The sequence below is a fragment of the Rummeliibacillus sp. G93 genome (genome assembly GCF_023515935.1).
Classification (GTDB): domain Bacteria; phylum Bacillota; class Bacilli; order Bacillales_A; family Planococcaceae; genus Rummeliibacillus; species Rummeliibacillus stabekisii.
The window spans coordinates 246,350-270,441 of the sequence record NZ_CP097314.1 but is presented as its reverse complement, the minus strand read 5'-3'; the positions used below and the strand labels follow the sequence as shown (position 1 = coordinate 270,441).

Sequence of the window (24,092 nt, the reverse complement as noted above, 5' to 3'; positions counted from 1 at the left end):
GCCTTTATATGTAATTCTGTAAATCGTATACTATTTAAAACAAGAATTCAATCCAAACAAAAATCATCTTCATAAGGGTTTGCATATAAATCTATATCAAATTCAGCACCAATACTTGATGCAAAATTAATCACGTCCGTATCTAAGTAAAGACTAGGGGTATCTCCTTCTTCCATAATGATGACAATAAAAAATTTACATACAACAGAATAAGTTTGTTTAATCTCCTGAATTATGGATACCTTATTTCGAAGCGGCATTATAATTTGTTGTAATTGTTCTTCTACATCAAAAGATTCTTGGTAGCCCGTATCTAAATCCCACGAAGTTTCTTTTCTCAACAGTTTACTTGAACGATTGGGAATTCTATCTCCTTTTCTATATGTATTAGAAGGTTCAATCCCTAATTTTTCAGTAATATCTGCTAAGGGAAATGAATCGCCAAATATACTTAAATAGACCCTCACCTGTGTTTTTGTCTTCTCCAACAGTTATTCCTCCAAAAAAATTATAGTTTGTTCGATGTTTTTGTTAGCTTAAGTTAACACTTCCTTTTTCTCAAATCTTCATTAAATCTTCATGAAATTCTTTTAGCTTTTCAATGTAAAACCAATCGATTGAATGGGCAGTTGTGGGCACCTTTTTCTTGCGGCGAATTCTAATCTTTTTATGATTAGTATAGTAGGGATGTATCTTGTTTTCTCCTACGGGCATATAACCAATGGTCATCCACTATATAGAAAAACCCTAAAATGTAGTATATATATTTTAGGGTTTAAGAATTCCTCTTACAAAGATTTTTTTCAATTTTATTCGTTGTATAACTTTTTCTGCTTTATTTTTGCCCACTCAAATGGGCCATCATGCAATGTTAATTGCTGATTTTCTAGCCAAGCTGTTTTGGTGAACAGCTTTTGTAAAAAGTATCGATCATGACTAATCGCTACTATTGTACCGTCAAATTTTTCAATCGCCTCTTCAAGTGCTTCACGCGATTCAATGTCAAGGTGATTTGTAGGTTCATCCAACACAAGCACATTACATTGTTGAACCATCAACTGAGCTAATCTCAGTCGCATCTTTTCTCCACCACTCAATTGTTCTACCTTTTTAAACACATCATGACCATAAAATAAAAATTGTGCGAGCATATGGCGTGCCTCGTATTCCGTCATTGAAACATCACGACGAAAGGCTTCAATTAATCGCTCTTCTTTATTAAATTGTCCGAACTGCTGGGCCAGATAGCCAATTTTCAAATTGCTTCCTTGCTTCACTTCCCCATCTATTGGTATTAATTCTCCAAAAATATTTTGAGTAACGTTGATTTGCCGGTCCCATTGTTGCCAACAATCGCTAAACGATCCCGATAAAAGATTGGTAAATGTACATTCATAAATAAGAAATCTTCTTCAAAGCCATGTGAAACGTGATTGAGTAAAAAAACTTCTTTTCCTGAACGCTCATCAGCTTTTAACTGTAAGTTCATCTGCCGCTCAACTCTCGGCTTCTTCACCAGATCCATACGTTCGAGCATTTTTTCCATAACTTTTGCTTTTCTATATAAATCTGGATTTGGTGGGGATGCCTCATTTGCCCATTGACGCAATCGGCGTATTGCTTCTTTGATTTTTTGAATCTTTTTTTGTTGCTCCTGATATTCAGCGAACTGCTGAGCAATTTTTGCTTCTTTATTTCTCACATATTGATCGTAGTTCCCTTTACTAACCCAAATTTCTCCATCCTCAATTTCTAATATTTTATTAACGACATTATTTAAAAAAGCCCGATCGTGAGATACGATCAATACTGTTCCTTTAAAATAGTTTAAATAATCTTCTAGCCATTCAATAGCTGCTAAATCAAGATGGTTTGTTGGCTCATCTAAAAGTAATATATTTGGTTGCTTCAGCAAAATTTGCGCGAGCATTACCTTCGTTTTCTCACCACCACTCAATGCTTCAAAAGGTTGCTCCAAAAGCTGCGTGATCTTCAGCCCATTTGAGATGGAAGCAATCTTTGCTTCAATTTCATAACCACCAGCTAATTGATATTGCTCTAATAAATCCCCATATTGAGTTAAAACCTTTTCGCTCATGTTTATAGCCATCATTTGCTCCAGTTCCGTTAAACGAGCCTTCATTTCATGTAGCTGCTCGAATGCTTGGGACAATACGTTGAACACAGTAATATCCTTAAACATCGGAATTTGATGCAAGTAACCAATTGTTTGACCTTTCGTCTTTACTATACGCCCTTCATCTGGTTGCTCGATTCCCGCTATCACTTTAAATAAAGTCGTTTTACCGCACCCATTACGTCCAACAATAGCCACTCGTTCACCTAAATTTACTTCAACTGATAAATTGGTAAAAATGGTGTTTCCACCTAATATTTTTGTTATATTTTCTACTTTTAATTGCATACTCTAAAGCTCCCCTTTGGCAATAAAAAAAGACTGCTATAACTAAGCAGTCTTCCCTTAAAATTGTGAAAAGAATGTTGTTAGTTAGCTAAAACACTATTAATTTTTCTAAAAAAGGGCACACTTGTCCCGTTAGTAGCAAAATCAAAAGCAATAACAGATGCAAAATACATAGCTGTATTTACTTTTACACCTGTTTCCATAGCTAACTTTTCCATTCTTCTCACCTCCGTTCACTAAAGTTATTTTAATATTAACACATTTCAATAAAAAAAGCGCCAAATGGAATAAAATAGATAAAAATTTCGAATTTAGATTTTCGACTCTCCATACTATGCATTTTGATAAAAGAGGAATAGAAGGGTATACGCCAGTTGAATAGCCCCCTTCCTTATATAAATTATTTTTATAAGTCCCGTTATTTAATACAATCTAACATAATATTTACTACTTTAAATTTCTTTCACCATATATACTTGCTGAGCTGTTGTTTGGAAACCTATCCTTCTTAAGGCATTATAGGTTTTTTTACTTTTATTCATTGGTAAATTAGGAACTGTTCGATTGATATTATCTGTAAAATCTCCAAAAACACAGCCGAGTAATTGATAGATAATCACTTCAGCGTCTACTCGTTCTGGTTTTGCCTCACACTGATACATGATGGTACCAGTATGGACACCTTGATCATTATAATTCTTTTTGTAGTAAGCGTAGCCGAGTACATCACCATTTTCTTCTTTTACGAGGAGACCCTCACCACTTTTCGCGCTTTGCCATCGGGTCTGCCATGGATTCGTCGATTTATAAAATGGTAGTTGACCAATTTGTTGTAGCGCTACTCGTTCAACCGTAAATTTTCTTTTTACCTCACCAATTAGATTTTGTTTTTGCTTTCCATTAAGATTTAAGAATTCTACAGTATCTTCAATAAGATAACCCTTCTTCTTATAGACGGAAATGGCGACCGTATTTTCACTTATCGCCTCAAGTGTTGCTATATTAACATTCTCCTTTTGTAGAATGGCGAGCGTTGATTCTATTAGTAATTTCCCGATCCCTTTACCTCTATAATCCTTACTAACTCCGGTGCCGCCATTCCAAGCAACCTTTTTGCCCTCATCCATTCTTACACCGTTCATCACAATCCCTATTGGTCGATTGTTTTCAAAGGCGATGATAGATAAAGCAGGTGAAAGATCTTCCATAACCATTCTTGTTAAAAACTTTTCCGGAGTAGTGGTTGCATCCACAAAGTATCCTTCAAACCCATCGTTCCAGGCTGTTACCGCATCTGCAATTGTACAATCTACTAACCTCTGAATCGTTATCATTTTATTTCCCCCTTAAAAGCGATACGTCCTTACTAGGTATGCTCACCTCTCTGGAAGAATTCCATTATCATGGGAATCATTCGGAGAAGTTTCTACCATATGCATCAAGCTTAGCACCTTTTGGAGTGTATATAAAAAGCATTCAATTAGAAGGGGATTCACCTTTTAACTTCGCCAGGTAATAGCATCCCGCCGTAGAAGATATATCTTCTGTTATAAACTGAACGTTTTGGATTCGCTGGCGAAGAATTTCAGTGAATTTTTCTTGTACAAAAGGAATATTAACGAGAATACTGCCCTTTATAGCAATAGCCACTTTTTCCTCTTCTTTGTAATGTAATTTTTTATATACATTCCATGTCAGCTCGGCAAGCTCTTCTCCTGCCTCACTTAAAATTTGCAGCGCTTTTTCACCGCCTATTTCAGCTTCTTTTACAATAACGGGTACGAGGCGTGCAATTTCTGCCTTAGGAGAGGAATAAACAAAATCTTTTATGTCCTGAACAGAGGTTTGCCCCAATTCTTTTAATACTGTCCTTGTTAAAGATGAATAGGCTACTCCCTGATCCTCCTCTTTAATCATGGCTTTCAATGCTTGAATGACGATCCAATAGCCGCTCCCCTCATCTCCAAGCAAATGGCCAAAGCCACCTGTCATCTTTTGAAGACCATCGTGCACAGCAAAACAAACAGACCCCGTCCCAGCAATCGTCAGGATACCATCTTGTCCTTTAAGAGAAGCTGCATGGGCGATGATGCTGTCTTGAACTATATCCACCTTTGTTTTGTAATAGTTCTTGAAGTGTTGGAGAATGAGCTGTTGATTTAATGAACTTTCATATCCCGCAATGCCCATATATAAATGCACACACTCTGTTTTTGAAAGCGCCGATTGGCAGGCATCGACTGCCTCCATTATATGATGAAGTGCTCTTTCTTCATGTATGAGCACATTGCCAAACCCCGAAATACTTGTATGCAATAGATTCCCGTCTAAATCATAAGCAGCTGCTTCCGTCTTTGTGCCCCCTGCGTCGACTCCTATTATGATTTTCATTTGCTAAACTCCTTTCGTGTTCCTAAAATAAAACCTCCATATAGGTTGCTTATACCCTATGGAGGTTTTCAAATTGCTTAAAAGCTTTCATCATTTCTTGGTGCATAATGTTTGGCTTTTGGACTGCAATCCACAATATATCAAATGACTCTACTGCCGATTTTCTTTTTTCTAAACGTTGTTGAATCTCATCTCGGTATTCAGGCTTAGTCACAATCGTTGTTACCTTACCAATCCCCGGATATTTCTTCAAAACGATGGACTCGATTTCATGCCAGTACAATTCATGATTGCTGAAATCTATTGAAACTCTTCTTTTAGTCCAGGCGATTCCTCTTTTTTTAATACGAGCAATTAAAAAGTAAAAACCCGTAAAGGCAAAAATAAAATAGACTACAATACCGACTACAACCATCACAATTTCTCGCCAGCTCCAGCTTCCTGCCTGCGTTTCATGTGATACTTGGGTAAGTACGCCGAGCACTGTTACAAATCCGCCAAGAAGCAAAAAAAGAATGCAAACGTTTTTCGGTAAATATTTCTCCATATAATGCTCCTTTTAAAGCAAAGGCACTGCTGTTTTTGTTCTTCTATTATAACGAATCTTACAGAAAAGAGCTTCTTTGAGTGTTTGCAAAAGCATTTTGACAACCCGGCTAAACAGGAGTAAAATAATGATTTGCTCTAAACACGTGGTTCGAGACCATCCCACGTAAAAAAACTAGGGGGAATACAATAATGAAAACAAAGTCTCTCGCAATCAGCGGTATTATTGCGGCTCTTTATGTTGCCGTTACATTGCTGATCGCGCCTTTTGGATTTACTGCGATACAATTCCGTATCTCGGAAATGTTCAACCATCTTGTTGTTTTTAACAAGAAATATATGATTGGAATTGTAGTAGGTGTAATAATTGCTAATTTCTTTTCACCACTTGGCGTATATGATTTAGCTTTTGGTGTTGGGCAATCTGTGTTAGCACTTACGATTACGATTATTTCCATCCGTTTTATTAAAGGACAGTTAGCGAAGATGATATTTAATACAATCGTCTTTACAGTAACAATGTTCTTAATCGCCATTGAACTACATCTTCTTTATGATCTTCCTTTCCTTTACACATGGTTTACATGTGCTGTAGGTGAACTTGCCGTAATGGCTGTTGGGATTCCTGTAATGATGGGGCTTAATAAACGCATTAACTTTAATAAATTGATAGAAGATTAATTAGAAAAAGGACATGTGGAATACTAACGTGTTCGGTTTTAAAGTACAAAATTCGAATTAGCCTGCAAAAAAGCTCAGAGAATAGCTCTGAGCTTTTTTATATAGTAGTTTGTTATACATTAGCACTCTTTAGTACAATAGATTAACATTTGCAAACCATTAAAATATTCCCATCAAGGTCCTTGAAATTAAACCAGTGGTTATGCTCAATTTCTGTGGTTAATTCAACATTCTTCCCCTTCATATACTCATAGGCTTGTTCTATATTGTTCGTATTCAAATGAAAAAGAGGAGTTTTGAAAATATTGTCTTCTGAATAAATCTTACTATCTAATACAATTCCTGTACCGTTCATAGGTAATACATACAAATGACCAAATAATATTTCACCATCTATTGGCAAGCCTAATATATCACAATACCAATTACGAGCTTCTTCAATGTTGCTCACAGGAATAAACACAGTACCAATTTGATTTAAAATAGGGTTCATAAATAACCTCCAAATTTTCGTTTTATAGATTTAATTCGTGGTCACATAATTATTTCCTTCTTGTTGTACCATTTTTCCCCACAGTTTAATAAGTCTTCCTTCAATTTAATATAAATAACCAGTAACTTCTTCCCGTTTTTAACAAGTAACAATTCGTATATTAATTTGCAAATAAACTATCACATTGACCATAAATTCTATCATTCTGCTAAAAGGGTACAATTTTAACTGCTATGTATAGTTAACCTCAATATACCAACAAAAAATGCAATCCAATTCAATGCTAATTGGATTGCTAATTTGTATATAAAATAAAGTTTTTGTACCTGTTATTTTCTCAACTCATGGATATCATCCCTAAGTTTAGCCTTTAAAAACTTGCCAACGGAAGTTTTCGGAATTTCATTGAGAAACACTACATCATCCGGCACCCACCACTTTGCGAATTGGCCTTCCAAGTAACTTAGCAACTCTTCTTTTGTCGCGGTGCTCGCTTCTTTTAAGACGACACATGCAAGCGGTCTTTCCTGCCATTTTTCATCAGGCATTGCAATCACTGCCGCCTCGAATACTTGTGGATGTGTCATTAAGGCATTTTCAAGATCCACAGACGATATCCACTCGCCGCCACTTTTGATTAAATCTTTCACACGGTCGGTGATTTTAATATAGCCCTCCGGCGTCATCACAGCGATATCACCTGTATACAGCCAACCGTCCTTGAATGCTTCTTTTGTTCTTTCATCTTTATAATATTCATCCGCAATCCACGGCCCTCTAACTGTTAATTCCCCCATCGTCTTGCCGTCCCATGGTACTTCCCCTTGTTCATTTACGACGCGCGTTTCAAGTAGTGAAACCGTTAGACCTTGCGTGGCACGAATATTGAGCTTGTCTTCTTTAGACCAATGCTGCATATCAGACGTATAGGTGGATAAACTAACGATTGGCGTTGTTTCTGTCATGCCGTAACCGACAATGAACGGGACATTATATTTTTCTTCAAAAGTCTGGATTAGCCCTTTTGGAGAAGCAGCTCCACCACAGACAATCACGCGCAAGGATGAAATATCTCTCTTATTTTGTTCCAATTCTTTTAAAACACCGAGCCAAATAGTGGGAACACCTGCTGTGATGGTAACTTTCTCTTTTTCAATTAAATCAAGCAGCAGAGATGGCGTGAACATTGGACCTGGCAGCACCTGAGTTGTCCCAAAGTTGACCGCAGCAAACGGCATACCCCATGCATTGACATGGAACATTGGCACCACTGGCATCGAAACATCGTTTTCACGCAATCCCAGTGAATCTGCCAAGCCGAGCGCTAAACTATGGAGCACCAAGCTGCGATGTGTGTAAACTACACCCTTTGGGAAACCTGTCGTCGCACTTGTATAGCACATCCCAGCCGGCATATTTTCATCCAGGTCCTCAGGAAACTCATACGTATCGCTCGCATCTTCAAGCAATTGTTCATACGAATAGACATTTTCCAAATCTGTTGGCGGCAGCTCATGGTTGTCTTGCATTACGACAATATGCTTTACAGATGTTAATAATGGTATTGCCTTCTCTATTAATGGAAATAAATCGCCATCAACTAATAGGATTTCGTCCTCCGCATGATTGATAATGTAGACAATATGCTCAGGTGACAAACGAATATTGATCATATGCAATACGGCGCCTGCACAAGGTACTGCAAAATAAGCTTCTAAATGCCGATGATGATTCCATGCAAAAGAACCTACCTTCATTCCTTTTTTCATACCTAGCTTCGTGAGCGCCTCCGCCAATCTCCTTGTCCGTCTCCCGAACTCTCGATAGTTGATTCTGTGAATCATATTTTCAGCTGTTCGTGAAATAATTAGTTTCTCTGGAAAATAGCGCTCTGCTCTTTTTACAAAATCAGTTAATACTAATGGCGTTCCCATCATTGTTCTACCAGCTCCCTTTTGTCTACCTTCTTTCAAATCTATTAACTCTTTCTATATTTATGCTGGTTAAGAGCTTTTAATGAATGCTGGTTGACTAGATTAGTAAATTTAAAGTGGGCAGGTTTAATCTTTCTTTTTCAGGGAATACCATAAATATAATCAACAGAGGAGGAATTTTAAATGGTTACAAAAATTACAGTAGAAAACGCAGTACAAGCGAAAGAAGAAATCGAAAAATTAGAAGCTCAAGGCTACAGCCGTGATGATGTCTATGTATTCGCACACTATCAAGAACGCGAAGATGATATCGCTGATGCATTAGATACAGCTGAGGTGGGTATGAAAGAACAAGGTTTCTTCAAATCCATGAAAAACTTAGTGGCTAAACGCGGTGATGAATTACGCACCGAAATGCAAGCTGTAGGTCTAAGCGAAGCAGAAGCAGATGCCGGCGAAAAAGAATTAGACCAAGGCAAACTTGTATTAGTAGTTAACAAAAAATAATTCCCTTCCCTTCATGAATTGAGCATCCTAAAAAAACACAGCTAGGTTAATCAACCAAGCCAAAAAAGTTCCAGTCATCCTTTCGATGATTGGAACTTTTTTATGGTAACCTTTTATTTCTCTAAACTAGGAAAATTAATGAAATTGGAACATATAGTTTATCAGCCGTAACCTACAAAGAGATCTTTCCGTTTGTTTATATACAAATTGATTAAGTTTCAGAAGAAGTAGCTGATAAAACAATCATAAGCAACTTCAAGGGATTAAAATATGTAATAACGGATGATGGTAAGTATTTAACCTTTGGAGGACGAATGAAACTTTCATTAAAATAAAGTACCTTCTCTATATGAGGAGGTTACTCTTTTAGTAATTTATTTAATAAAGAGGTATAGCTGGAATTATAGCATTTGAGTTTGGTATATAGTTAGGTGTATTATATTTCCCCTTGCTATAAGAAGATTCTTGTATATATTTTAATGATTCTTTGTACTGCTTGCGCAATTGGTTTTCGAATTGTTTAGGAGTTATTTCTTTGATATTATTCAAAAGTTTTTCTTTATTTTTTTCAGGCACGTACATACTTATTCCGTACTCATCACTAAGTTTAGTCAATACCTTGTTGTAAGGAATGAGTAAAAAGTCAATATCTGCATTATTCGGTTTACCATTTGCCGTACCAGTTGAACATACGGTTACTAAAAGGCATAGCAAAGATATCACTAAGATTTTTTTCATTGCTCCCCTCCTTATAGTCTACATAATAAGTATTATAATAATTATATGAAAACTCTTTCTGTAATATTGATTTATCTTTTCTTCAATCAGTAAAAACAAAAGTATACTATAATGTTATATTTAATTTATTATACTTAATTTTGGTAAATAGGCAAGAGAGCAAAACATCTGAGTTTTATTTCACAAAATCCAGATATTTAAAAGAGAAATATTGGAACTATAGTAATTTTTATTTACCAAAAGAAAGATTAGAAGAAAGAAGGTGTGTTTTATGTTGGATGGGACTAATCAAGAGTTAAGAAGAATTCGTATTACATTAATAGTAATTGCCATTCTTATTTTATTTGGAGCTAGAGGCAGAACCGTTACAGACGATTACGATCCAAACGACTGGGATCCAAATCTAATTAATTCGAATATGGTTCAATTAGGCGATGGATACTTTGGGGTGCTTACAAGCGATAATAACGATGTGTATCAAACCATGAAAGTATATTATTTCGATAAAGTAAAGAAAAAAGTTATCTTTATCAGTGAAAGAGACTTAAACAATATGGAATAGATACGCATGGCCCATTGTGGAATAACAGCTTCAACTAAACTGCCACTTTACTTGAAGAAAGAATGAAAAAGTCTACCTTGAATGTGTAATGGAAAAAAAGTTATTTAATTTTAAAAGCTCAAGCAAGCATAACCCCGTTCGAATTTAGGACGGGGTTAAAAATATAGTTATTTTTTTAATTTAAGTAACTTCAATCCACTATACTAAAAAATATAACTATTAAGCCGTTTGAAAATCTTAGTTTTATACCACAATCGCGCCCGCTAAGATAGTGATTACTGCACCCTCAGTTAAAGTCTGAATAAAGATATGTTAAGACAGAGAAAAATACCTTCGAATAATTATTGAAATTTAGGTGAAAATTAAAAGGATTAGTTTCGAAGGATGTGACATTGTGGACTTTTTTTATGGACAAGAATCTCTCTCTACAATTCAATGGGCACTAAGGGCAATTGTCGCCTTTTTCTTCTTATTTCTTATAGTCAAAATAATGGGGTTACGTTCTATTTCCCAACTACGACTACTTGATTTTGCAATGGCCATATTAATTGGGAATGTCATTGCTCACCCATTATCAGATGAAGGGTTAGGATTAAAAGGTTCATTAGTTTCAATGTCTATTCTAGTCAGCCTTTATTTAATTTGTTTATATTTAATGAGTAAGTTTATCCCATTTAGAGAATTTGTTGCACCTCCGCCAGTCTCTCTTGTTAAGAATGGTGAAATTAATTTGAAGAATTTAAAAAAAGCAAGAATTTCAGTTGATGATGTTTTATCTGAAATGAGAAAACAAAGTATTGTAGATTTAAAAATGGTTGCCTTAGCTTTATGGGAACCAGATGGAGAGATTTCATTTTTTTATCTCCAGAGCATCAACCTGTAACGAAATCAGATATCAGTATTACACCTCAACCATTTTCATATCCACATGCAATTATTAAAGAGGGGAAGATTAATTATAAGATGTTAAATCATTCACCCTACAATGAAGAAACCCTTAAAAACAATATAAAGACAACTTATAACGTTGAAATTAATGAAGTTTTACTCGCAACACTCGACCAAAATAATCAATTGCAAATTTTCCTTAAATAGAGAATCCTTAGTTGGATTCTTTTTTTATGTAACCAGCCTATTATATGGCCCGTTAATGAAAACGAGAGCTGATCCTTATTACATAATCGCGCCCGCTGGCTAAGTGGGTTTGTACCACCAGGTTATTAGTAATAGAACAAGAATAGTAATCAGAAAAAAAGAGCTATCTTCCTTGTGGGAAGTCGCCCTTTATTTAAAACACGCCAATTGGCGTATTTTATCAAGAACCTACAGTTGTTTTCAATATTTCAAATTTCCCTTGTTCATCCACGGTAAACATGACACTATTATTACGACTATCCGTTCTTCCTAAGCTTTTTTTATGAGGGCTAGAATATATGGTTTCAACAGCTATCTTATAAATGCCCTCCTTTAGCACGTGGCTCTTCTCGAAATCATCCACAATACTTTGAGCATTGGGAACAGTTTTACTATTTTTGTACGTATTGTAATAGTATCTAAAATTAATGACTCCTGTATAATTAGCATGTTCTCTAGGTTTACTATCTTTTAACATTTTCATTATGTTGTCAGTGTTTATTTTTTGTTCGCGTTTGAATTTTACAATTAATTCCTTTTCTTGTTGTTCATCTATATCTACACTCAAATAGTAATAGAATTTTGGAGTCTTTTTATTAAAGGAGAATTCACTTAATAAGTTATACTTTTTTGTTATCTTATCGGATTGTTTCAAAACATCACGATGTTGTTCAATATAAGCTCCTTTGAATATTTCTAGAAAAACATCACGACTTGTTTTTTCATCAATTTCAAGTGAGTTTTCGTTTACAGTTAAACTAGTAAAAGTTTGGTATGGTTTTCTTATTTCTACTTTGGTCTGTATATCAGAAATTCCAAACCCTTGACTAGTAGAAAGAATTTTAAAATCCTCATTCTTTATCCCGTATTTTTCGGATAAATAATCTCCTATAGGTTTTTCTACTAGTTTTGAATTTTTAACGCAACCACTTAATAGGACGAGTGGTATGCTCAGTAATAAGGTAAAAACAGTTACTTTTAGTTTCCTCATTCACATTTCCCCTTTCCTATTATATACTTCATACAATCATCGTTGGGTTTTTGCCCATCCCCAAAAAACTTATGTTATCTTAATTAATTCTTTAATGGAAGGAAAGTTCCTTCTTCAACTAAACTGTCTCGTTAGTTTAAGTGTAACACTTCACATTGTATCGCCAAACCTTCTTGTTGTTTTACTAAAGCTACACGTTAGTTGTATAAAGCTACTCTAGCGTAAAATAAACCTCCATGTTCTAATTTGAAACCATAAAAAATGACTAAACCCTTTATACTCAAGGTTTAGTCATTTTTTGGATAAAAATCGATAATGGCCTGTATTTATCTATCCTCTTTGAAACTTATTTTGTCTTCAATTCTTAGATGCTTATTCCCCTACCATACCATCATTATCTCGGTCATCCATATATGGGTATAACCAATGATTCCTTGTTATGGGCATACTATAACCTGCTGCTTTTGCTTCTTTAATCGTCACCTGTCCATCACCGTTTGTATCAACACTAGAAATATCGTTCTTTTTGTTTGAACGAGTTGTAGTTGAATTGGGCGTCTTATTGCCAGTTAGACCGAGCGATTTGTTTACTTTATCAGGGTTTACATTATTAAATTTATCAACGATTTTCTCACCCTTTATCGTATAGGTATACTGATAACTTGAGGGGATTTGTGTTTTCGTATTAGGATAGGTGATAATTGCTTCAAAGTTAGTAGCCCCGCCAGCTTTACGAATGGCATCTTCCATATATGCTTGATCACCATGTCGGTTGAGTGTACTTTCTTGTGGAGTAATATTGTAAGCATTTGATACCCCTCCGAGAGAATCCGCAATGATATGTCCTTCATCTAAATCTGCTCTTTCAACACCTGGAACTTTTGCTTCATCAGGGTAGTATCTACCAGACGATGTTACTGGTTCGGTACGGTCATCTTGTAGAACAATTTTGTCGGCAATAACACGAACCAGTTGCCCATGCTCATTCGTAAATCCCCAATATTCACGGTCTCCATAACCGATATCAACGACGACGTTTGATTTTCGATACCCGGAAAGATCACCACCATCAACTTTAATAAGTTTATATCCTGAGAACAGTTTTTTATTTGGTTTAGTTGATGTTTTCTTTGCTACTGTTTCACCAATAACCGAAGTGATAGTTTCATCTTTTTCACTATTTTTATTTGTATCAACTGTGTTTACTTCTTGTGAATTTGTTTCTTTATCTTTAATGGATGCACCTTCAGTACAACCAACTATAAAGACGGTCGTTAAAAGTAATATTATGTAATTCATTTTCCTTTTCATGTTAGGACTCTCCTGTAATAGCTTTATAGTATTTGTTCCAAGATATACTTTATCATAAATATATCCATTTACCTTATTGGTTTTAATTTATTAATAAATATATTTCTTTAAGAATTAAAATCTGAATAAGTAAAAAGAGGCCTGAAAAGTGATTTGTCACTTTTTCGAGCCTCTTTTTCATATAGGATTAGCATTTTAAAATGCTGCTCCTTGCCTAGTCTATTTTAATTTTTCTTTTAATACATTTAACATATCGATTGTCATTGCGTCTAAATCAAATTTTGCTTTAAAGCCCCATTCTTCTTTTGCCGCTGTTGGATCAATCGAATTCGGCCAGCTGTCTGCAATTGCTTGGCGTACAGGGTCCACTTTATAATCCATTGTAAATTCTGGCATTACTTTGCGGATGGAAGCTGCAATTTCTTCTGGTTCAAAGCTCATCGCTGTTACATTGAATGCATTACGGTGAATGAGTTTTTCTGGATTTGCTTCCATTAAGTCAACGATTGCTTGCAATGCATCAGGCATATACATCATGTCCATATATGAACCTTGTGCGATATAAGAAGTATATTTTCCTTCTTGTACAGCTTTATAATAAATATCCACCGCATAGTCTGTTGTACCGCCGCCTGGAGGAGTCACATTGGAGATCAATCCAGGGAAACGAACGCCGCGCGTATCTAAGCCGAAACGTGTGAAATAATAATCGCAAAGAAGTTCACCCGCTACTTTATTTACGCCGTACATAGTAGTCGGACGTTGTAATGTGTCTTGAGGCGTATTATTTTTCGGTGTTGATGGGCCAAACGCGCCGATAGAACTTGGTGTAAAGAATTGCATATTTAATTCGCGTGCTACTTCAAGAGCATTCACAAGGCCGCCCATGTTTAAATTCCAAGCGAACAATGGTCTTTCTTCAGCTGTTGCTGACAACAACGCTGCCATATGCATGATTGTATCTGCTTCAAAATTCTTCGCTAATTCATGCATGCGCTTTGCATCAGTTACGTCTAATTTTTCAAATGGTCCTGCTTGGTTGGCACTCTCTTTTATATCTGTAGCTAGTACATTTTCGGTACCATATTCTTTTCTTAGCTTCGCCACTAATTCTGAACCGATTTGGCCAGACGCGCCTGTTATCATTATTTTTTTCATTGTATAATCCTCCCTCTATTACATACAATTGTTTTTTCTGACAGTACATTTTCTCTTCCTGAAAACATTTGTATTTTCACAGTGTACAAACTAATCCCTTAATGCCTATTATTTAAAGTGTTTTTTCGGATTTATTATATACTGTATTTCTAGAAAGCACAACTAGTGCTCATCTACTGATTTCGTCTGAGACTTTTTCTGAATTTTCATTTATACTAAACGAAAAAAGGAGTGAACGAATGGAATTAGTAAAATTAACGCTCATTTATTTATTTGCTATCCTAGCATGCTCTTTTCTACTTTTAATGGATATCCCTACATGGCTAATCGTTATTTTGCTTATCTTATATGTATTTATGTTTACACTTTATCCCCACTTCAATGCACTATGGTGGACAAACAATCTTAAAAAAATCGACCGCTTCCTTAAAAGAAACAAGCAAAAAGCATTGTTCGCCTATCCATACGCCATCGCCCATGAATCCTTAGCAGAACAAAAAGACGCGCTTCAACGAATAATTTCCACCCATCAACAGCCTTATATCAAACATAATTACGCATGCTTGCTTGCCCTACTAGAAGAACATTACGATCAAGCGCTGACTGAAGCAAAACAAATTCAGAAAGAGCCTTATCAAAGCTATATGATTGCCCACAGCGAAGTCTTGCTTGGAAATATTGAGAGCGCACGTGAAATGATGCCGCAGTTAACTGAAAAGTGGATGGTGCCGTCGATTGAAAGTTTGATTTCTGCCAAGGAGCAGAATAAAGAAAACTTTAGTCGATATTCAGCTGAAGCAATAGAACATGCTAGAGGTGTACAGAAGTACTTGCTGTATTATTCTTTTAAGGATATGAAAGAACTTCAAATGTGAAAGGAATTTTCAGCAAACTCTGTGTGTACACCTAAAATTATTAATAGCCACAAACGTTGAATCTATACGTTTGTGGCTTTTTTGTTTTTATTATTATAAATTTTTATTTTTATTTGGATTATTATTACTTATATTAAAAGCAGCTATAAATTTAAAATTCATGAAAAGCTGTAACGAAAAGCAAGTTACATAGTTATATAAGTAAGGGTGAGAGAGGGAGGGGGAATTATGTGTCTTTTGAAGAGCTTTATCAAGTATATTTCCAAGAAATCTATTTATATCTTAAATCAATTAGCCGTAGTGAAAGTGTAGCAGAGGAAATTACCCAAGAAACATTTTTTAAAGCATTAAAGAGCATTCATTCATTCGATGGCTCAAAAGATATTCGAGCATGGTTGTTTACGATTGCCAAAAATACATATTTTTCTTACTACAAGCAAAATAAAAGAGATACGAACTTTGAACCAGAAGGTAACTCTATCATTCTAGAAAGCAAACTTGTTATTAATGAGGAAGCATTTAAGATCCATCAATTCATTCACACCATGGAAGAACCCTATAAGGAGATCTTTTCTCTTCGGACTTTCGGAGAGCTGCCTTTTGAACAAATTGGTTTGCTATTTAATAAGAGCTCTGGATGGGCGCGAGTTACTTACTATAGAGCGAAAAAGAAAATTATTAAGTATATGGAGGAGAGCGAAGATGAAAAATATTAAATGCTCTATTATTGAAGATTTATTGCCATTATATATTGACCAAGTAACTAGTCCAGATTCCAATGAATTAGTAGAAAATCACTTAGCCTCCTGTTCTGATTGTCAAAAAGAGTATAAAACGTTGTCAGATTCTTACTATATACCTAAAGAAACAAATACCGATGCCTTCCAAGAAATTAATAATAAATTAAAAAAGAAAAAAATAAAAACAGTTTTATCAACAATGATTATTTCATTCTTACTTATGCTGTCTGCACTACTACTTATCTTCGGGTATCAGATTCCGATTCAATATAATGATATTTCAATTTCGGTAGAACAAAAAGATCATGAACTTTGGTCCACTTATTCTGGTCCTGATTTTGTTAGCGTAAAAGTCTCCCGACCCGTAGATGTTGAAATTGAAGGTAAGAAAGAGAAAATACTCTTAGTTTATTATGCAAAAACAATCGGCTATAGTTTTATTTATGACCATCTTGAAAATACAAATTTCAATTTATCTAAAAATGAAGATGTGGATGCTGTATATTATGGAGATTTTGATAAGAAGAATCTTTCTGAAGAAGCAATAAAAACAGCTATTAATAAAGGAAAACTTATATGGAAAAAGAAATAGTCTATTTTTGTTCATGATTCTTTATGTAATTCAAACCTACTCATTTCAGTTCAAGGAGTAGGTTTATTTGTTGACGCAGGTCTTAAATGATTTTCACGCCAATATCTCCAAATGAATAATACAGTCCACATCCACCCAATGATTTTTAGAGAATGCATGTTGATCTTGTATTAACAGTTTTTTCTTTTCACTGTTAAGGTCGGCAATGATGCCTGTAAAGCTACGGCTCGTTTTATCATGCCATACTTCTACGATTACTTCTTTTTTGCTGTAGTATGCTTGTAGTACTTCCTCTTCTAACGCCTGCAGTGTCCATTCGTCATATGCAGGTTTTTTGATTTGCTTTAATTCACTTTGCCAGTTTTTCAAACGTTGGACGTGTTCTGGCAGCATCATAGCCGTCCACTTGATATTCCCTCGGTCGCGTAGCACTAACACACATCTCCTTTTTATCCCGTCTCGCATTAATAAGCTGTAAAATCCTCTCAGACTTTAGCGCTTGTGCCCTCCAAGCAATCCGTCGCGTCCAATCGCAGTACCTGCCTCTGTATACGAAACGGCGCGAAGTATAGCTGTCGAACCGTAATGTGCACGAAGGTGATCCATCGCGGCGCCGAGCTTGCGGCGTTTCCAGCGTTTTGTATCAAAGAGGCTAAGCTGCAGTGACTGTTCTGATTCTAATTTTGATATGCTAATGCTGATTTGTCGCACAGGACGTTCGTTGTAATGCTCTTCAAAAAGCTGCAGGCATACACGATAAATCGCCATTGTATCATTGGTCGCTTCATCAATCGTTTTTGCGCGTTGGAAGCCTCCGCCAAAAGCATCGCGGCTATACGATATGCCCAATGTAATGGTGCGGCCCACTTTATAAGCTTCCCTTGCCCGCCTGGCTACATCCTCGCACATCTCAAGCAGCACGATGAAGATTTCCTTTTTCGTATGGTAATCGCGTTTTAATATCTGGCTTTTGCCGAAACTGATTTGGCCTTCGACAATTGGTGCTTCTCCTACGGTAGATAAATCAATCCCCCATGCATGGTGGTAAAGCTGGTTGCCCATAATGCCGAACTTCTCTTCGAGTGCAGATAAATCGGCATTTGCTAAATCGCCCACTGAAAAAATACCCATGTGGTTTAGCGTTCGTTCGGTGCGGCGTCCAATTCCCCACATTTCAGACAGCGGCATAACAGGCCATAGCTTTTTCTCAACGTCCTCAAAGTCCCACTTTGCAAAACCTGTTTTTTTCGCTTCTAAATCGAGTGCAAGCTTTGCTAGAAGCATGTTAGGTCCCATACCGACAGTACTTGGAATCTCAAATTGCTTGTAAAGCTCATCCTGAATGGCACGCGCTGTTTGTTCTGGATCCCCCCATAGCTTCTCCGTGCCTGTTAAATCAATAAAGCTTTCATCAATACTGTAAACATGAATCGCTTCGCTCGGTACATAGCTCGTAAATAACTTAGTGATTTCAACAGACATACGCACAAAGTACTCCATCTTTGCTTCAAATACATGGATATCGGGGTGCTTCGGAATTTCAAATAACCGAGTGCCCGTTTTTATTTGGAAACGTTTTTTCGCAATGGGAGATGCAGAAAGCACGATGCTGCTTTGCTGCTCCAAATTACCAACAACGGCAACCGCTTCATTCAGCACATTCAAACCAGCGAGTGTCGCCATGCAGCTCGCATAAAAACATCGCATATCTATACACATAATCGATTTATTTGGCATATTTTCATACAGCACAGCGAACTCCCTCCATTCAATAAAGAACATTTGTTCTAATTCTAAAATGAGACAAGTGAGATGACAAGTCATAAAGAGCATTTACCAAAATGTAACGTTTTATTTTCTAGATAAAAATAACGAGAGAGGAATGTAGAAAGGGTTTGTGGATATATTATATTCACTGAAAGGATGGATATACGTTTATATCCAAAGAGGCAGGTTTTAACAATAAGTAAAAAAGCGAGAGAAATAGCTTCTCTCGCTTTAATCACAATAGAATATCCTTGTATAAATCAGGCCGCCGGTCATCATAGACAGGAATTTGATCTCGCACTTCATCGACATGAGAGAAGTTCACGTCAATAACAGCAAGCTCTTCATCCTCATTTCCCGTCCACAATACTTCACCCCAAGGCCCAATAATCATGGACTGGCCGTTGAAATTTTCTTTCTTGTTGCTAATACGGTTAACAGCTATAACAAAGCATTGATTTTCAATAGCTCTTGCTTGGAGTAACAATTTCCAATGATCAATTCTTGGCGTCGGCCATTGTGCTACAACGAACAACACTTTTGCCCCATTTAATGTATGAAGGCGCAGCCATTCTGGAAAACGGATGTCATAGCAAATAACGCCCGCCGCCTGCAAGTCGCCTAAAGCAAAGTTGTTCTTTTCGCTTCCTGCGGATAAATGCAAATGTTCATCCATGAGACTGAAAAGATGGACTTTATCATATTCTCCTACGAGTTTGCCCTCTTTATCGACAACATACATCGTATTGTAGAAATGATTATCTCTCTTTGTTGCTACAGAGCCACCGACAATATCGATGCGAAGTTCTGCAGCTAAGTCCTGCAAGAATTTCTTAGTTCTTTCCCCATGATCATCCGCTAATTCATTTAACTTTTTCAGCGCATAACCTGTATTCCACATTTCAGGCAAGACAACAAGCTTGGCTCCTTTACTAGCACTTTCGCGAATGAACTGTTCAGCTCTTTTAAAGTTCTTTTCCACATCACCAAATGCTACATTTAACTGAATGCATCCTATCTTCATGTTTGCGTACCTCCGTTTGAACTTTTCGCCCCCATAGTAAACTTTCAATTCTGAAAAATATACATATTATTCTATCTTTTCTGAATCAAAAAGTATATAAAAACGAGATACTAGACAGTCCTTTAACATAAAAAAATCCCGCCATAATGGCGAGATTTTAGGATATTAAGAAATAACACCAAGCTCTTTACCGACTTTTTCGTAAATCGCTAGCGCTTTATCAAGCATTTCTTTTGTATGGGCAGCTGTTGGCATATTGCGTACACGGCCAGTGCCTTTTGGAACGGTTGGGAACACAATCGATTTCGCATAGACGCCTTCTTCAAGAAGACGAGCTGAGAATGTTTGTGTTAATTTTTCATCGCCGATAATGCATGGCGTAATTGGTGTTTCTGAATGACCGATATTAAAGCCTAATTTTTTCAGGCCGGCTTTTAAGTAATCGCCATTTTCCCAAAGCTTGTCATGAAGCTCTGTAGAGTCCATCAGCATTTGAACTGCACGTGTGATAGCAGCTACATCACCTGGTGGTAATGCTGTAGAGAATAAGAATGGACGTGAGCGGACTTTTAACCAGTCGATTAGGTTCTTCTTACCAGCAACATAACCGCCAACAACACCGATTGCTTTAGATAATGTACCGATTTGGAAGTCAATCTCATTTTGAAGGCCAAAATGTTTGACTGTTCCTTTCCCTTTGCCCATTACACCTGAACCATGTGCATCATCCACATATGTAATCAGATCAAATTCTTTTGCGATTTCTACGATTTCAGGCAATTTTGCCACATCGCCGTCCATTGAGAAGACGCCATCTGTGATGACCATAATTTTGTTATATAGGCCTGATTCTTTCGCTTCTTTCGCTTTTTGGCGAAGATCTTCCATATCAGAATGGTTGAATGCAATAATTTTCGCTTTTGATAGGCGGCAGCCATCAATAATAGACGCATGGTTTAGTTGGTCTGAAAGAATGGCATCATTTTTATCCATAACAGCTGAAATTGCAGCCATATTACAGTTAAAGCCTGATTGATAGGAAATCGCTGCTTCTGTTCCTTTAAACTCAGCCAATTTTTCTTCTAACTTCACATGCAAATCAAGCGTACCGTTAATTGTACGCACAGCGCCTGCACCTACGCCGTATTTATCAATTGCCTTTTTGGCAACTTCTTTTAATTCAGGATTTGTCGCTAATCCAAGATAGTTATTGGAAGACAAGTTAACTAATTCTTTTCCTTTAACTTGGATTACTGGACCATTCGCGCCTTCAACGGCATCGATTTCGTTGTATAATCCTTGGTCGCGAAGCTGTTGTAAATTTTCGTTTAAGAATGTATTAAGTACGTGTGACAAAGTCCTCATCCCTTTCCTGCATATCTATATCGTATTGTAGCATAACTATTTTTAGTTTTGCATTTCTATGCCAGCCACTACTGCTCTATGATTTCTTTTTCTACTTGCTTATGTTTACCGTCATCTATTTTCATACATTTTTTCAAAGCCTTCTCGCTATACCGAAGTGCTACCTGGATGATGGGCCCTAGTGCGAAGACCATTACAACCGTACCAATGCCGACAGGTCCACCAAGGAAGTAGCCGCCGACTGCTACAGTGAATTCCATGAAGGTACGTGCCGAAGTAATGCTCCAGTCGAGTTTTTCAACAAGCAACAGCATCACGGTATCTCGTGGCCCTGCCCCAAAATGGGCCGGTATATACAGGCCACAACCGATAGCGATGAGAATGGTACCGAGAATAAAATCCATTAATTGAAAAGCGAAGTGATGCGGATCTGGCAAAAGCCAGTTGAAGAAATCAAGGAAGAGTCCGACCACAATCATATTAAGAAATGTGCCTATATGCGGCCATCGCCTAATACCAATCGAGGATAGTGTCACGATGAGAATGCCGATTATTTCCGACCATGTACCAATTGATAAACCAAACTGTTGATACAGGCCAATATGCAGCACATCCCATGAACCGACGCCAAAACGCTGGCCTTTTACTGTCAGTGCAATCCCCAGCCCTATAACCATTAGGCCAGCGAAAAAGAACAGCAAACGCCACGTATTTACTTTCTTCACTTCATCCCTTCTTTCACCATTAGAAAAAGAAAGCCATGCATGAACATGCCTTCCTTCATTCATTACTTCTATTTTAAACTAGAGATGTGAATTTTGCATGTGCCGCTTTTGCTAGACTTTCCGGCGACAAGCAAATTTGCATACCAATCTTCCCGGCTGAAACAAATATTTCATCTAGTTTTTCTGCTGCGTCATCAATCCATGTAGGATACTGCTTTTTCATACCAATCGGCGAACAGCCCCCTCTGATATAACCTGTATTCGGCAGAAGCTCTTTCACAGGCAGCATCTCTATTTTCTTTTCGCCAACCGCTTTTGCTGCCTTCTTTAGATTCAGCTCAGAAGCTACAGGGATGACAAAGACATAGAGATTGCCTTTGCCGCTTGTTGCGACAAGCGTTTTATATACGCTCTCTTCTGCCTGCCCAATCTTATGCGCCACTGCTACGCCGTCAATCTTCCCGTCTTCCACTTCATATTCCGTCAATGTATAAGGGATTTTTTGACCATCCAACAAACGGACGGCATTTGTTTTTTGTATCTTATGTTTTGCCATAGCAATCTCCCCTCCTAAATGAACATGTAGATGGTCGGTTCAGCAAATTGAAAGCCTTGTCTGGCCATGCTGGTTTGAAAAGTATAGCGCGAAATTGCTTTTTCCCTTATGTGCTGCTTTGATGGTACTTGCTCAAATGTAGACTCCTTGAGAGATGTATTCGTTATTTGAGTAACAGGATCATTATGTATGCGCCAGATGCTATTCTTTCCTATGTCTTTGCCCTTTTGGTTGCGGGCAGAAGCAGTATACTCTTCATTGTGCTCCTGATCTGTCTTTCCCGTCAATAAATTCAGCAACGTTTCAATAGATGGTCTCGGCTTATGATATTGAGCGTTCCTCCGGTAAGTCTCATCCGCTGTTTTATGGCGAAGCGCCCTCTTGCGGTTTTCTATATCCGTATACTGTTTTTCCAGAAGTGACGAAACATGCATGGCGACAACCTCCCCCTTTTTATCCTAACTCTATTGTCGAATATGCTTACAAATAAGAGCTTTTTTTATCTTCATCTATTAATATATCAGAAAAGTGGAAATAGACGAATGGGGCTCAAAATATTTTTCCACTATTTCAAATTAAACTTGCAACCTCGATAGAAAACCGATAGTCTCAGTATTTGAAACTAGATTCTGGAGGAATAAAGTGTAACAACTAAAACCACAACAGCAACAAAGTTTCTGTATGTTCACCTAAAACGCCCAGTGTGTAACAATATTATTGGTCTCGTGCCATCCTAAGTAATCTCCTACCCACGGACAAAATCACAAGGCTGGTTATCCATAATATCAACATAGAACCCAAGCCAACCAATGTCCACCATGTGTTAATCTGATGCTGTCCAAGACTGGACTTCAATGGCACAAAGAGTAGTGTCACAATCGCGAGCAGACAAAGGAGCGTTCCTGTAACATAATAAGCCTTGACTTGGAAAAGGTAAGCAAGAGGAAAGAAGTGCACCCCAACAATTATAGCCATAATCGGAAAAAACCAATCGAAATGTCCAACAGTATTGCAAATGATAGCAGCAATAATAATCAACAAAAATTCTGTAGCAAAAACAATATTAAACCACTTGTTGACATTGACATTCTTAGAACCATGGGTATTTGTACTATCCAAGTTTCGGGAACTCCTAATCAATGCAATCCCCGAGAAAAATAAAGTAGCACCGATAAATATTGCAAGAATTAGTAACCAAATAGAACCCAAGCCCTGCAAACCTCCAATACCAACGTCCGCCCAAACTGTCCCGAAAAAGGCCATAAACATAACCCCGGAAGCAGTCCCACGAATGTCCGCTCTAGAAATAACGCTTTCCGACACACGAATCTCCCTCTCCATTAAATTTCCACCTCCACAACATGTTTCTTTAAATTGCCCTTAAATGAATTAAGTGCTTATCCTTATCAAGGATTGTGCACAACAACGGAAAATCTTATTGAAGATAATCACAAGTTAGATTAAAGCTTTAGCTCCGCTCACAGTACTTTTCTAAATAAAGAAAAAACACACTCTGCTCACATTATATTTTTTAGCCAATTATATAATTCTACATCTCCATCTATTTCACCTGTATA

Annotated in this window: 27 protein-coding genes, 1 pseudogene, 1 riboswitch and 1 other annotated feature (1 of these 30 cut by a window edge); of the genes and pseudogenes, 7 read left to right on the top strand and 21 right to left on the bottom strand. The window is 37.0% G+C overall.

The genetic code is table 11. From position 1 onward, the window contains the following. Positions 1 to 8, bottom strand: a binding site (T-box leader); it reaches 256 nt to the left of the window's first position. 39 nt (positions 9 to 47) lie between these two features. From M2M59_RS01395 to M2M59_RS01370, 7 genes are all read right to left on the bottom strand, one after another. After that, positions 48 to 488 carry a DUF4279 domain-containing protein gene (locus tag M2M59_RS01395; RefSeq protein WP_249775242.1) on the bottom strand — a complete coding sequence of 147 codons (441 nt, stop codon included), beginning with the start codon at positions 486 to 488 and terminating at the stop codon, positions 48 to 50. Between the two features lie 321 nt (positions 489 to 809). Next, positions 810 to 1,259, bottom strand: a complete 450-nt coding sequence (locus tag M2M59_RS16455; RefSeq protein WP_256467902.1) for an ATP-binding cassette domain-containing protein — start codon at positions 1,257 to 1,259, stop codon at positions 810 to 812. 35 nt (positions 1,260 to 1,294) lie between these two features. Further along, the gene (locus M2M59_RS01390) at positions 1,295 to 2,425 is read right to left on the bottom strand and encodes an ABC-F family ATP-binding cassette domain-containing protein (RefSeq protein ID WP_256467901.1); all 1,131 of its coding nucleotides are present in this window, start codon (positions 2,423 to 2,425) and stop codon (positions 1,295 to 1,297) included. Positions 2,426 to 2,505: 80 nt separating this feature from the next. Next, positions 2,506 to 2,643 (bottom strand): RAxF-45 family protein, encoded by a 138-nt coding sequence (locus M2M59_RS01385; RefSeq protein ID WP_173668500.1) that lies wholly within the window; start codon positions 2,641 to 2,643, stop codon positions 2,506 to 2,508. A 234-nt stretch (positions 2,644 to 2,877) separates the two neighbouring features. After that, positions 2,878 to 3,759, bottom strand: a complete 882-nt coding sequence (locus tag M2M59_RS01380) for a GNAT family N-acetyltransferase (RefSeq protein WP_249775241.1) — start codon at positions 3,757 to 3,759, stop codon at positions 2,878 to 2,880. A 142-nt stretch (positions 3,760 to 3,901) separates the two neighbouring features. Then, the gene (locus M2M59_RS01375; RefSeq protein WP_249775240.1) at positions 3,902 to 4,816 is read right to left on the bottom strand and encodes an N-acetylglucosamine kinase; all 915 of its coding nucleotides are present in this window, start codon (positions 4,814 to 4,816) and stop codon (positions 3,902 to 3,904) included. A 49-nt stretch (positions 4,817 to 4,865) separates the two neighbouring features. After that, positions 4,866 to 5,363 carry a hypothetical protein gene (locus M2M59_RS01370; RefSeq protein WP_249775239.1) on the bottom strand — a complete coding sequence of 166 codons (498 nt, stop codon included), beginning with the start codon at positions 5,361 to 5,363 and terminating at the stop codon, positions 4,866 to 4,868. Between the two features lie 139 nt (positions 5,364 to 5,502). After that, positions 5,503 to 5,547, top strand: a riboswitch (PreQ1 riboswitch). A 7-nt stretch (positions 5,548 to 5,554) separates the two neighbouring features. Here M2M59_RS01370 and M2M59_RS01365 point away from each other — a divergent pair. Next, a complete protein-coding gene (locus tag M2M59_RS01365; RefSeq protein WP_066791621.1) occupies positions 5,555 to 6,043 on the top strand; it encodes a QueT transporter family protein in 489 nt (162 codons plus the stop codon). Positions 6,044 to 6,185: 142 nt separating this feature from the next. Here M2M59_RS01365 and M2M59_RS01360 read toward each other — a convergent pair whose 3' ends face one another. Both M2M59_RS01360 and M2M59_RS01355 read right to left on the bottom strand, forming a co-directional pair. After that, positions 6,186 to 6,536 (bottom strand): VOC family protein, encoded by a 351-nt coding sequence (locus tag M2M59_RS01360; RefSeq protein ID WP_147195520.1) that lies wholly within the window; start codon positions 6,534 to 6,536, stop codon positions 6,186 to 6,188. Between the two features lie 329 nt (positions 6,537 to 6,865). Next, positions 6,866 to 8,473: a long-chain fatty acid--CoA ligase gene (locus M2M59_RS01355; protein ID WP_249775964.1), complete on the bottom strand. Its 1,608-nt coding sequence runs from the start codon at positions 8,471 to 8,473 to the stop codon at positions 6,866 to 6,868. A gap of 180 nt (positions 8,474 to 8,653) precedes the next feature. On the opposite strand from M2M59_RS01355, the gene M2M59_RS01350 reads away from it, so the two are divergent. Then, on the top strand, positions 8,654 to 8,977 hold the full coding sequence (locus M2M59_RS01350) for a YflT domain-containing protein (protein ID WP_066791620.1): 324 nt from the start codon (positions 8,654 to 8,656) through the stop codon (positions 8,975 to 8,977). A 378-nt stretch (positions 8,978 to 9,355) separates the two neighbouring features. Here M2M59_RS01350 and M2M59_RS01345 read toward each other — a convergent pair whose 3' ends face one another. Then, positions 9,356 to 9,715, bottom strand: coding sequence for a hypothetical protein (locus tag M2M59_RS01345; protein WP_249775238.1), 360 nt, complete (start codon positions 9,713 to 9,715; stop codon positions 9,356 to 9,358). Positions 9,716 to 9,986: 271 nt separating this feature from the next. Between M2M59_RS01345 and M2M59_RS01340 the strand changes: the two genes are divergently transcribed. Both M2M59_RS01340 and M2M59_RS01335 read left to right on the top strand, forming a co-directional pair. Next, complete coding sequence (locus tag M2M59_RS01340) at positions 9,987 to 10,277, top strand: hypothetical protein (protein WP_249775237.1); 291 nt, start codon at positions 9,987 to 9,989, stop codon at positions 10,275 to 10,277. A 490-nt stretch (positions 10,278 to 10,767) separates the two neighbouring features. After that, positions 10,768 to 11,372: pseudogene (locus tag M2M59_RS01335) on the top strand (DUF421 domain-containing protein). A 220-nt stretch (positions 11,373 to 11,592) separates the two neighbouring features. Here the strand turns inward: M2M59_RS01335 and M2M59_RS01330 are convergent. The 3 genes from M2M59_RS01330 to M2M59_RS01320 all read right to left on the bottom strand — a co-directional run bounded on the left by M2M59_RS01330 (position 11,593) and on the right by M2M59_RS01320 (position 14,871). Next, complete coding sequence (locus M2M59_RS01330; protein ID WP_249775236.1) at positions 11,593 to 12,402, bottom strand: hypothetical protein; 810 nt, start codon at positions 12,400 to 12,402, stop codon at positions 11,593 to 11,595. 372 nt (positions 12,403 to 12,774) lie between these two features. After that, positions 12,775 to 13,713: a DNA/RNA non-specific endonuclease gene (locus tag M2M59_RS01325; protein WP_249775235.1), complete on the bottom strand. Its 939-nt coding sequence runs from the start codon at positions 13,711 to 13,713 to the stop codon at positions 12,775 to 12,777. A 219-nt stretch (positions 13,714 to 13,932) separates the two neighbouring features. Then, positions 13,933 to 14,871 carry an L-threonine 3-dehydrogenase gene (locus tag M2M59_RS01320; RefSeq protein ID WP_147195530.1) on the bottom strand — a complete coding sequence of 313 codons (939 nt, stop codon included), beginning with the start codon at positions 14,869 to 14,871 and terminating at the stop codon, positions 13,933 to 13,935. A gap of 239 nt (positions 14,872 to 15,110) precedes the next feature. Between M2M59_RS01320 and M2M59_RS01315 the strand changes: the two genes are divergently transcribed. The 3 genes from M2M59_RS01315 to M2M59_RS01305 all read left to right on the top strand — a co-directional run bounded on the left by M2M59_RS01315 (position 15,111) and on the right by M2M59_RS01305 (position 17,078). Next, positions 15,111 to 15,746: a hypothetical protein gene (locus tag M2M59_RS01315; RefSeq protein ID WP_249775234.1), complete on the top strand. Its 636-nt coding sequence runs from the start codon at positions 15,111 to 15,113 to the stop codon at positions 15,744 to 15,746. Positions 15,747 to 15,976: 230 nt separating this feature from the next. Beyond that, positions 15,977 to 16,462 (top strand): RNA polymerase sigma factor, encoded by a 486-nt coding sequence (locus tag M2M59_RS01310; protein WP_249775233.1) that lies wholly within the window; start codon positions 15,977 to 15,979, stop codon positions 16,460 to 16,462. Further along, entirely contained in the window at positions 16,449 to 17,078 is a 630-nt protein-coding gene (locus M2M59_RS01305; RefSeq protein WP_249775232.1) for a zf-HC2 domain-containing protein, read from the top strand. The genes M2M59_RS01310 and M2M59_RS01305 overlap by 14 nt, the downstream gene beginning before the upstream one ends. A 93-nt stretch (positions 17,079 to 17,171) precedes the next feature. On the opposite strand, the gene M2M59_RS01300 is transcribed toward M2M59_RS01305, so the two are convergent. The 8 genes from M2M59_RS01300 to M2M59_RS01265 form a co-directional block, all read right to left on the bottom strand. Next, a complete protein-coding gene (locus M2M59_RS01300; protein ID WP_184117530.1) occupies positions 17,172 to 17,510 on the bottom strand; it encodes a YolD-like family protein in 339 nt (112 codons plus the stop codon). A 60-nt stretch (positions 17,511 to 17,570) separates the two neighbouring features. Beyond that, entirely contained in the window at positions 17,571 to 18,827 is a 1,257-nt protein-coding gene (locus tag M2M59_RS01295; RefSeq protein ID WP_147195712.1) for a Y-family DNA polymerase, read from the bottom strand. A 253-nt stretch (positions 18,828 to 19,080) separates the two neighbouring features. After that, positions 19,081 to 19,869: a carbon-nitrogen family hydrolase gene (locus M2M59_RS01290; protein WP_249775231.1), complete on the bottom strand. Its 789-nt coding sequence runs from the start codon at positions 19,867 to 19,869 to the stop codon at positions 19,081 to 19,083. A gap of 165 nt (positions 19,870 to 20,034) precedes the next feature. Then, a complete protein-coding gene (locus M2M59_RS01285) occupies positions 20,035 to 21,234 on the bottom strand; it encodes a glycine C-acetyltransferase (protein ID WP_184117531.1) in 1,200 nt (399 codons plus the stop codon). A 68-nt stretch (positions 21,235 to 21,302) separates the two neighbouring features. Further along, a complete protein-coding gene (locus M2M59_RS01280; protein ID WP_249775230.1) occupies positions 21,303 to 22,022 on the bottom strand; it encodes a YczE/YyaS/YitT family protein in 720 nt (239 codons plus the stop codon). 10 nt (positions 22,023 to 22,032) lie between these two features. After that, positions 22,033 to 22,515 carry a Cys-tRNA(Pro) deacylase gene (gene ybaK / locus M2M59_RS01275; RefSeq protein WP_147195542.1) on the bottom strand — a complete coding sequence of 161 codons (483 nt, stop codon included), beginning with the start codon at positions 22,513 to 22,515 and terminating at the stop codon, positions 22,033 to 22,035. A 14-nt stretch (positions 22,516 to 22,529) separates the two neighbouring features. Continuing rightward, positions 22,530 to 22,949 (bottom strand): hypothetical protein, encoded by a 420-nt coding sequence (locus M2M59_RS01270; RefSeq protein ID WP_249775229.1) that lies wholly within the window; start codon positions 22,947 to 22,949, stop codon positions 22,530 to 22,532. A 280-nt stretch (positions 22,950 to 23,229) separates the two neighbouring features. Further along, entirely contained in the window at positions 23,230 to 23,856 is a 627-nt protein-coding gene (locus M2M59_RS01265) for a DUF7010 family protein (protein WP_249775228.1), read from the bottom strand. Between the last annotated feature and the right edge of the window lie 236 nt (positions 23,857 to 24,092).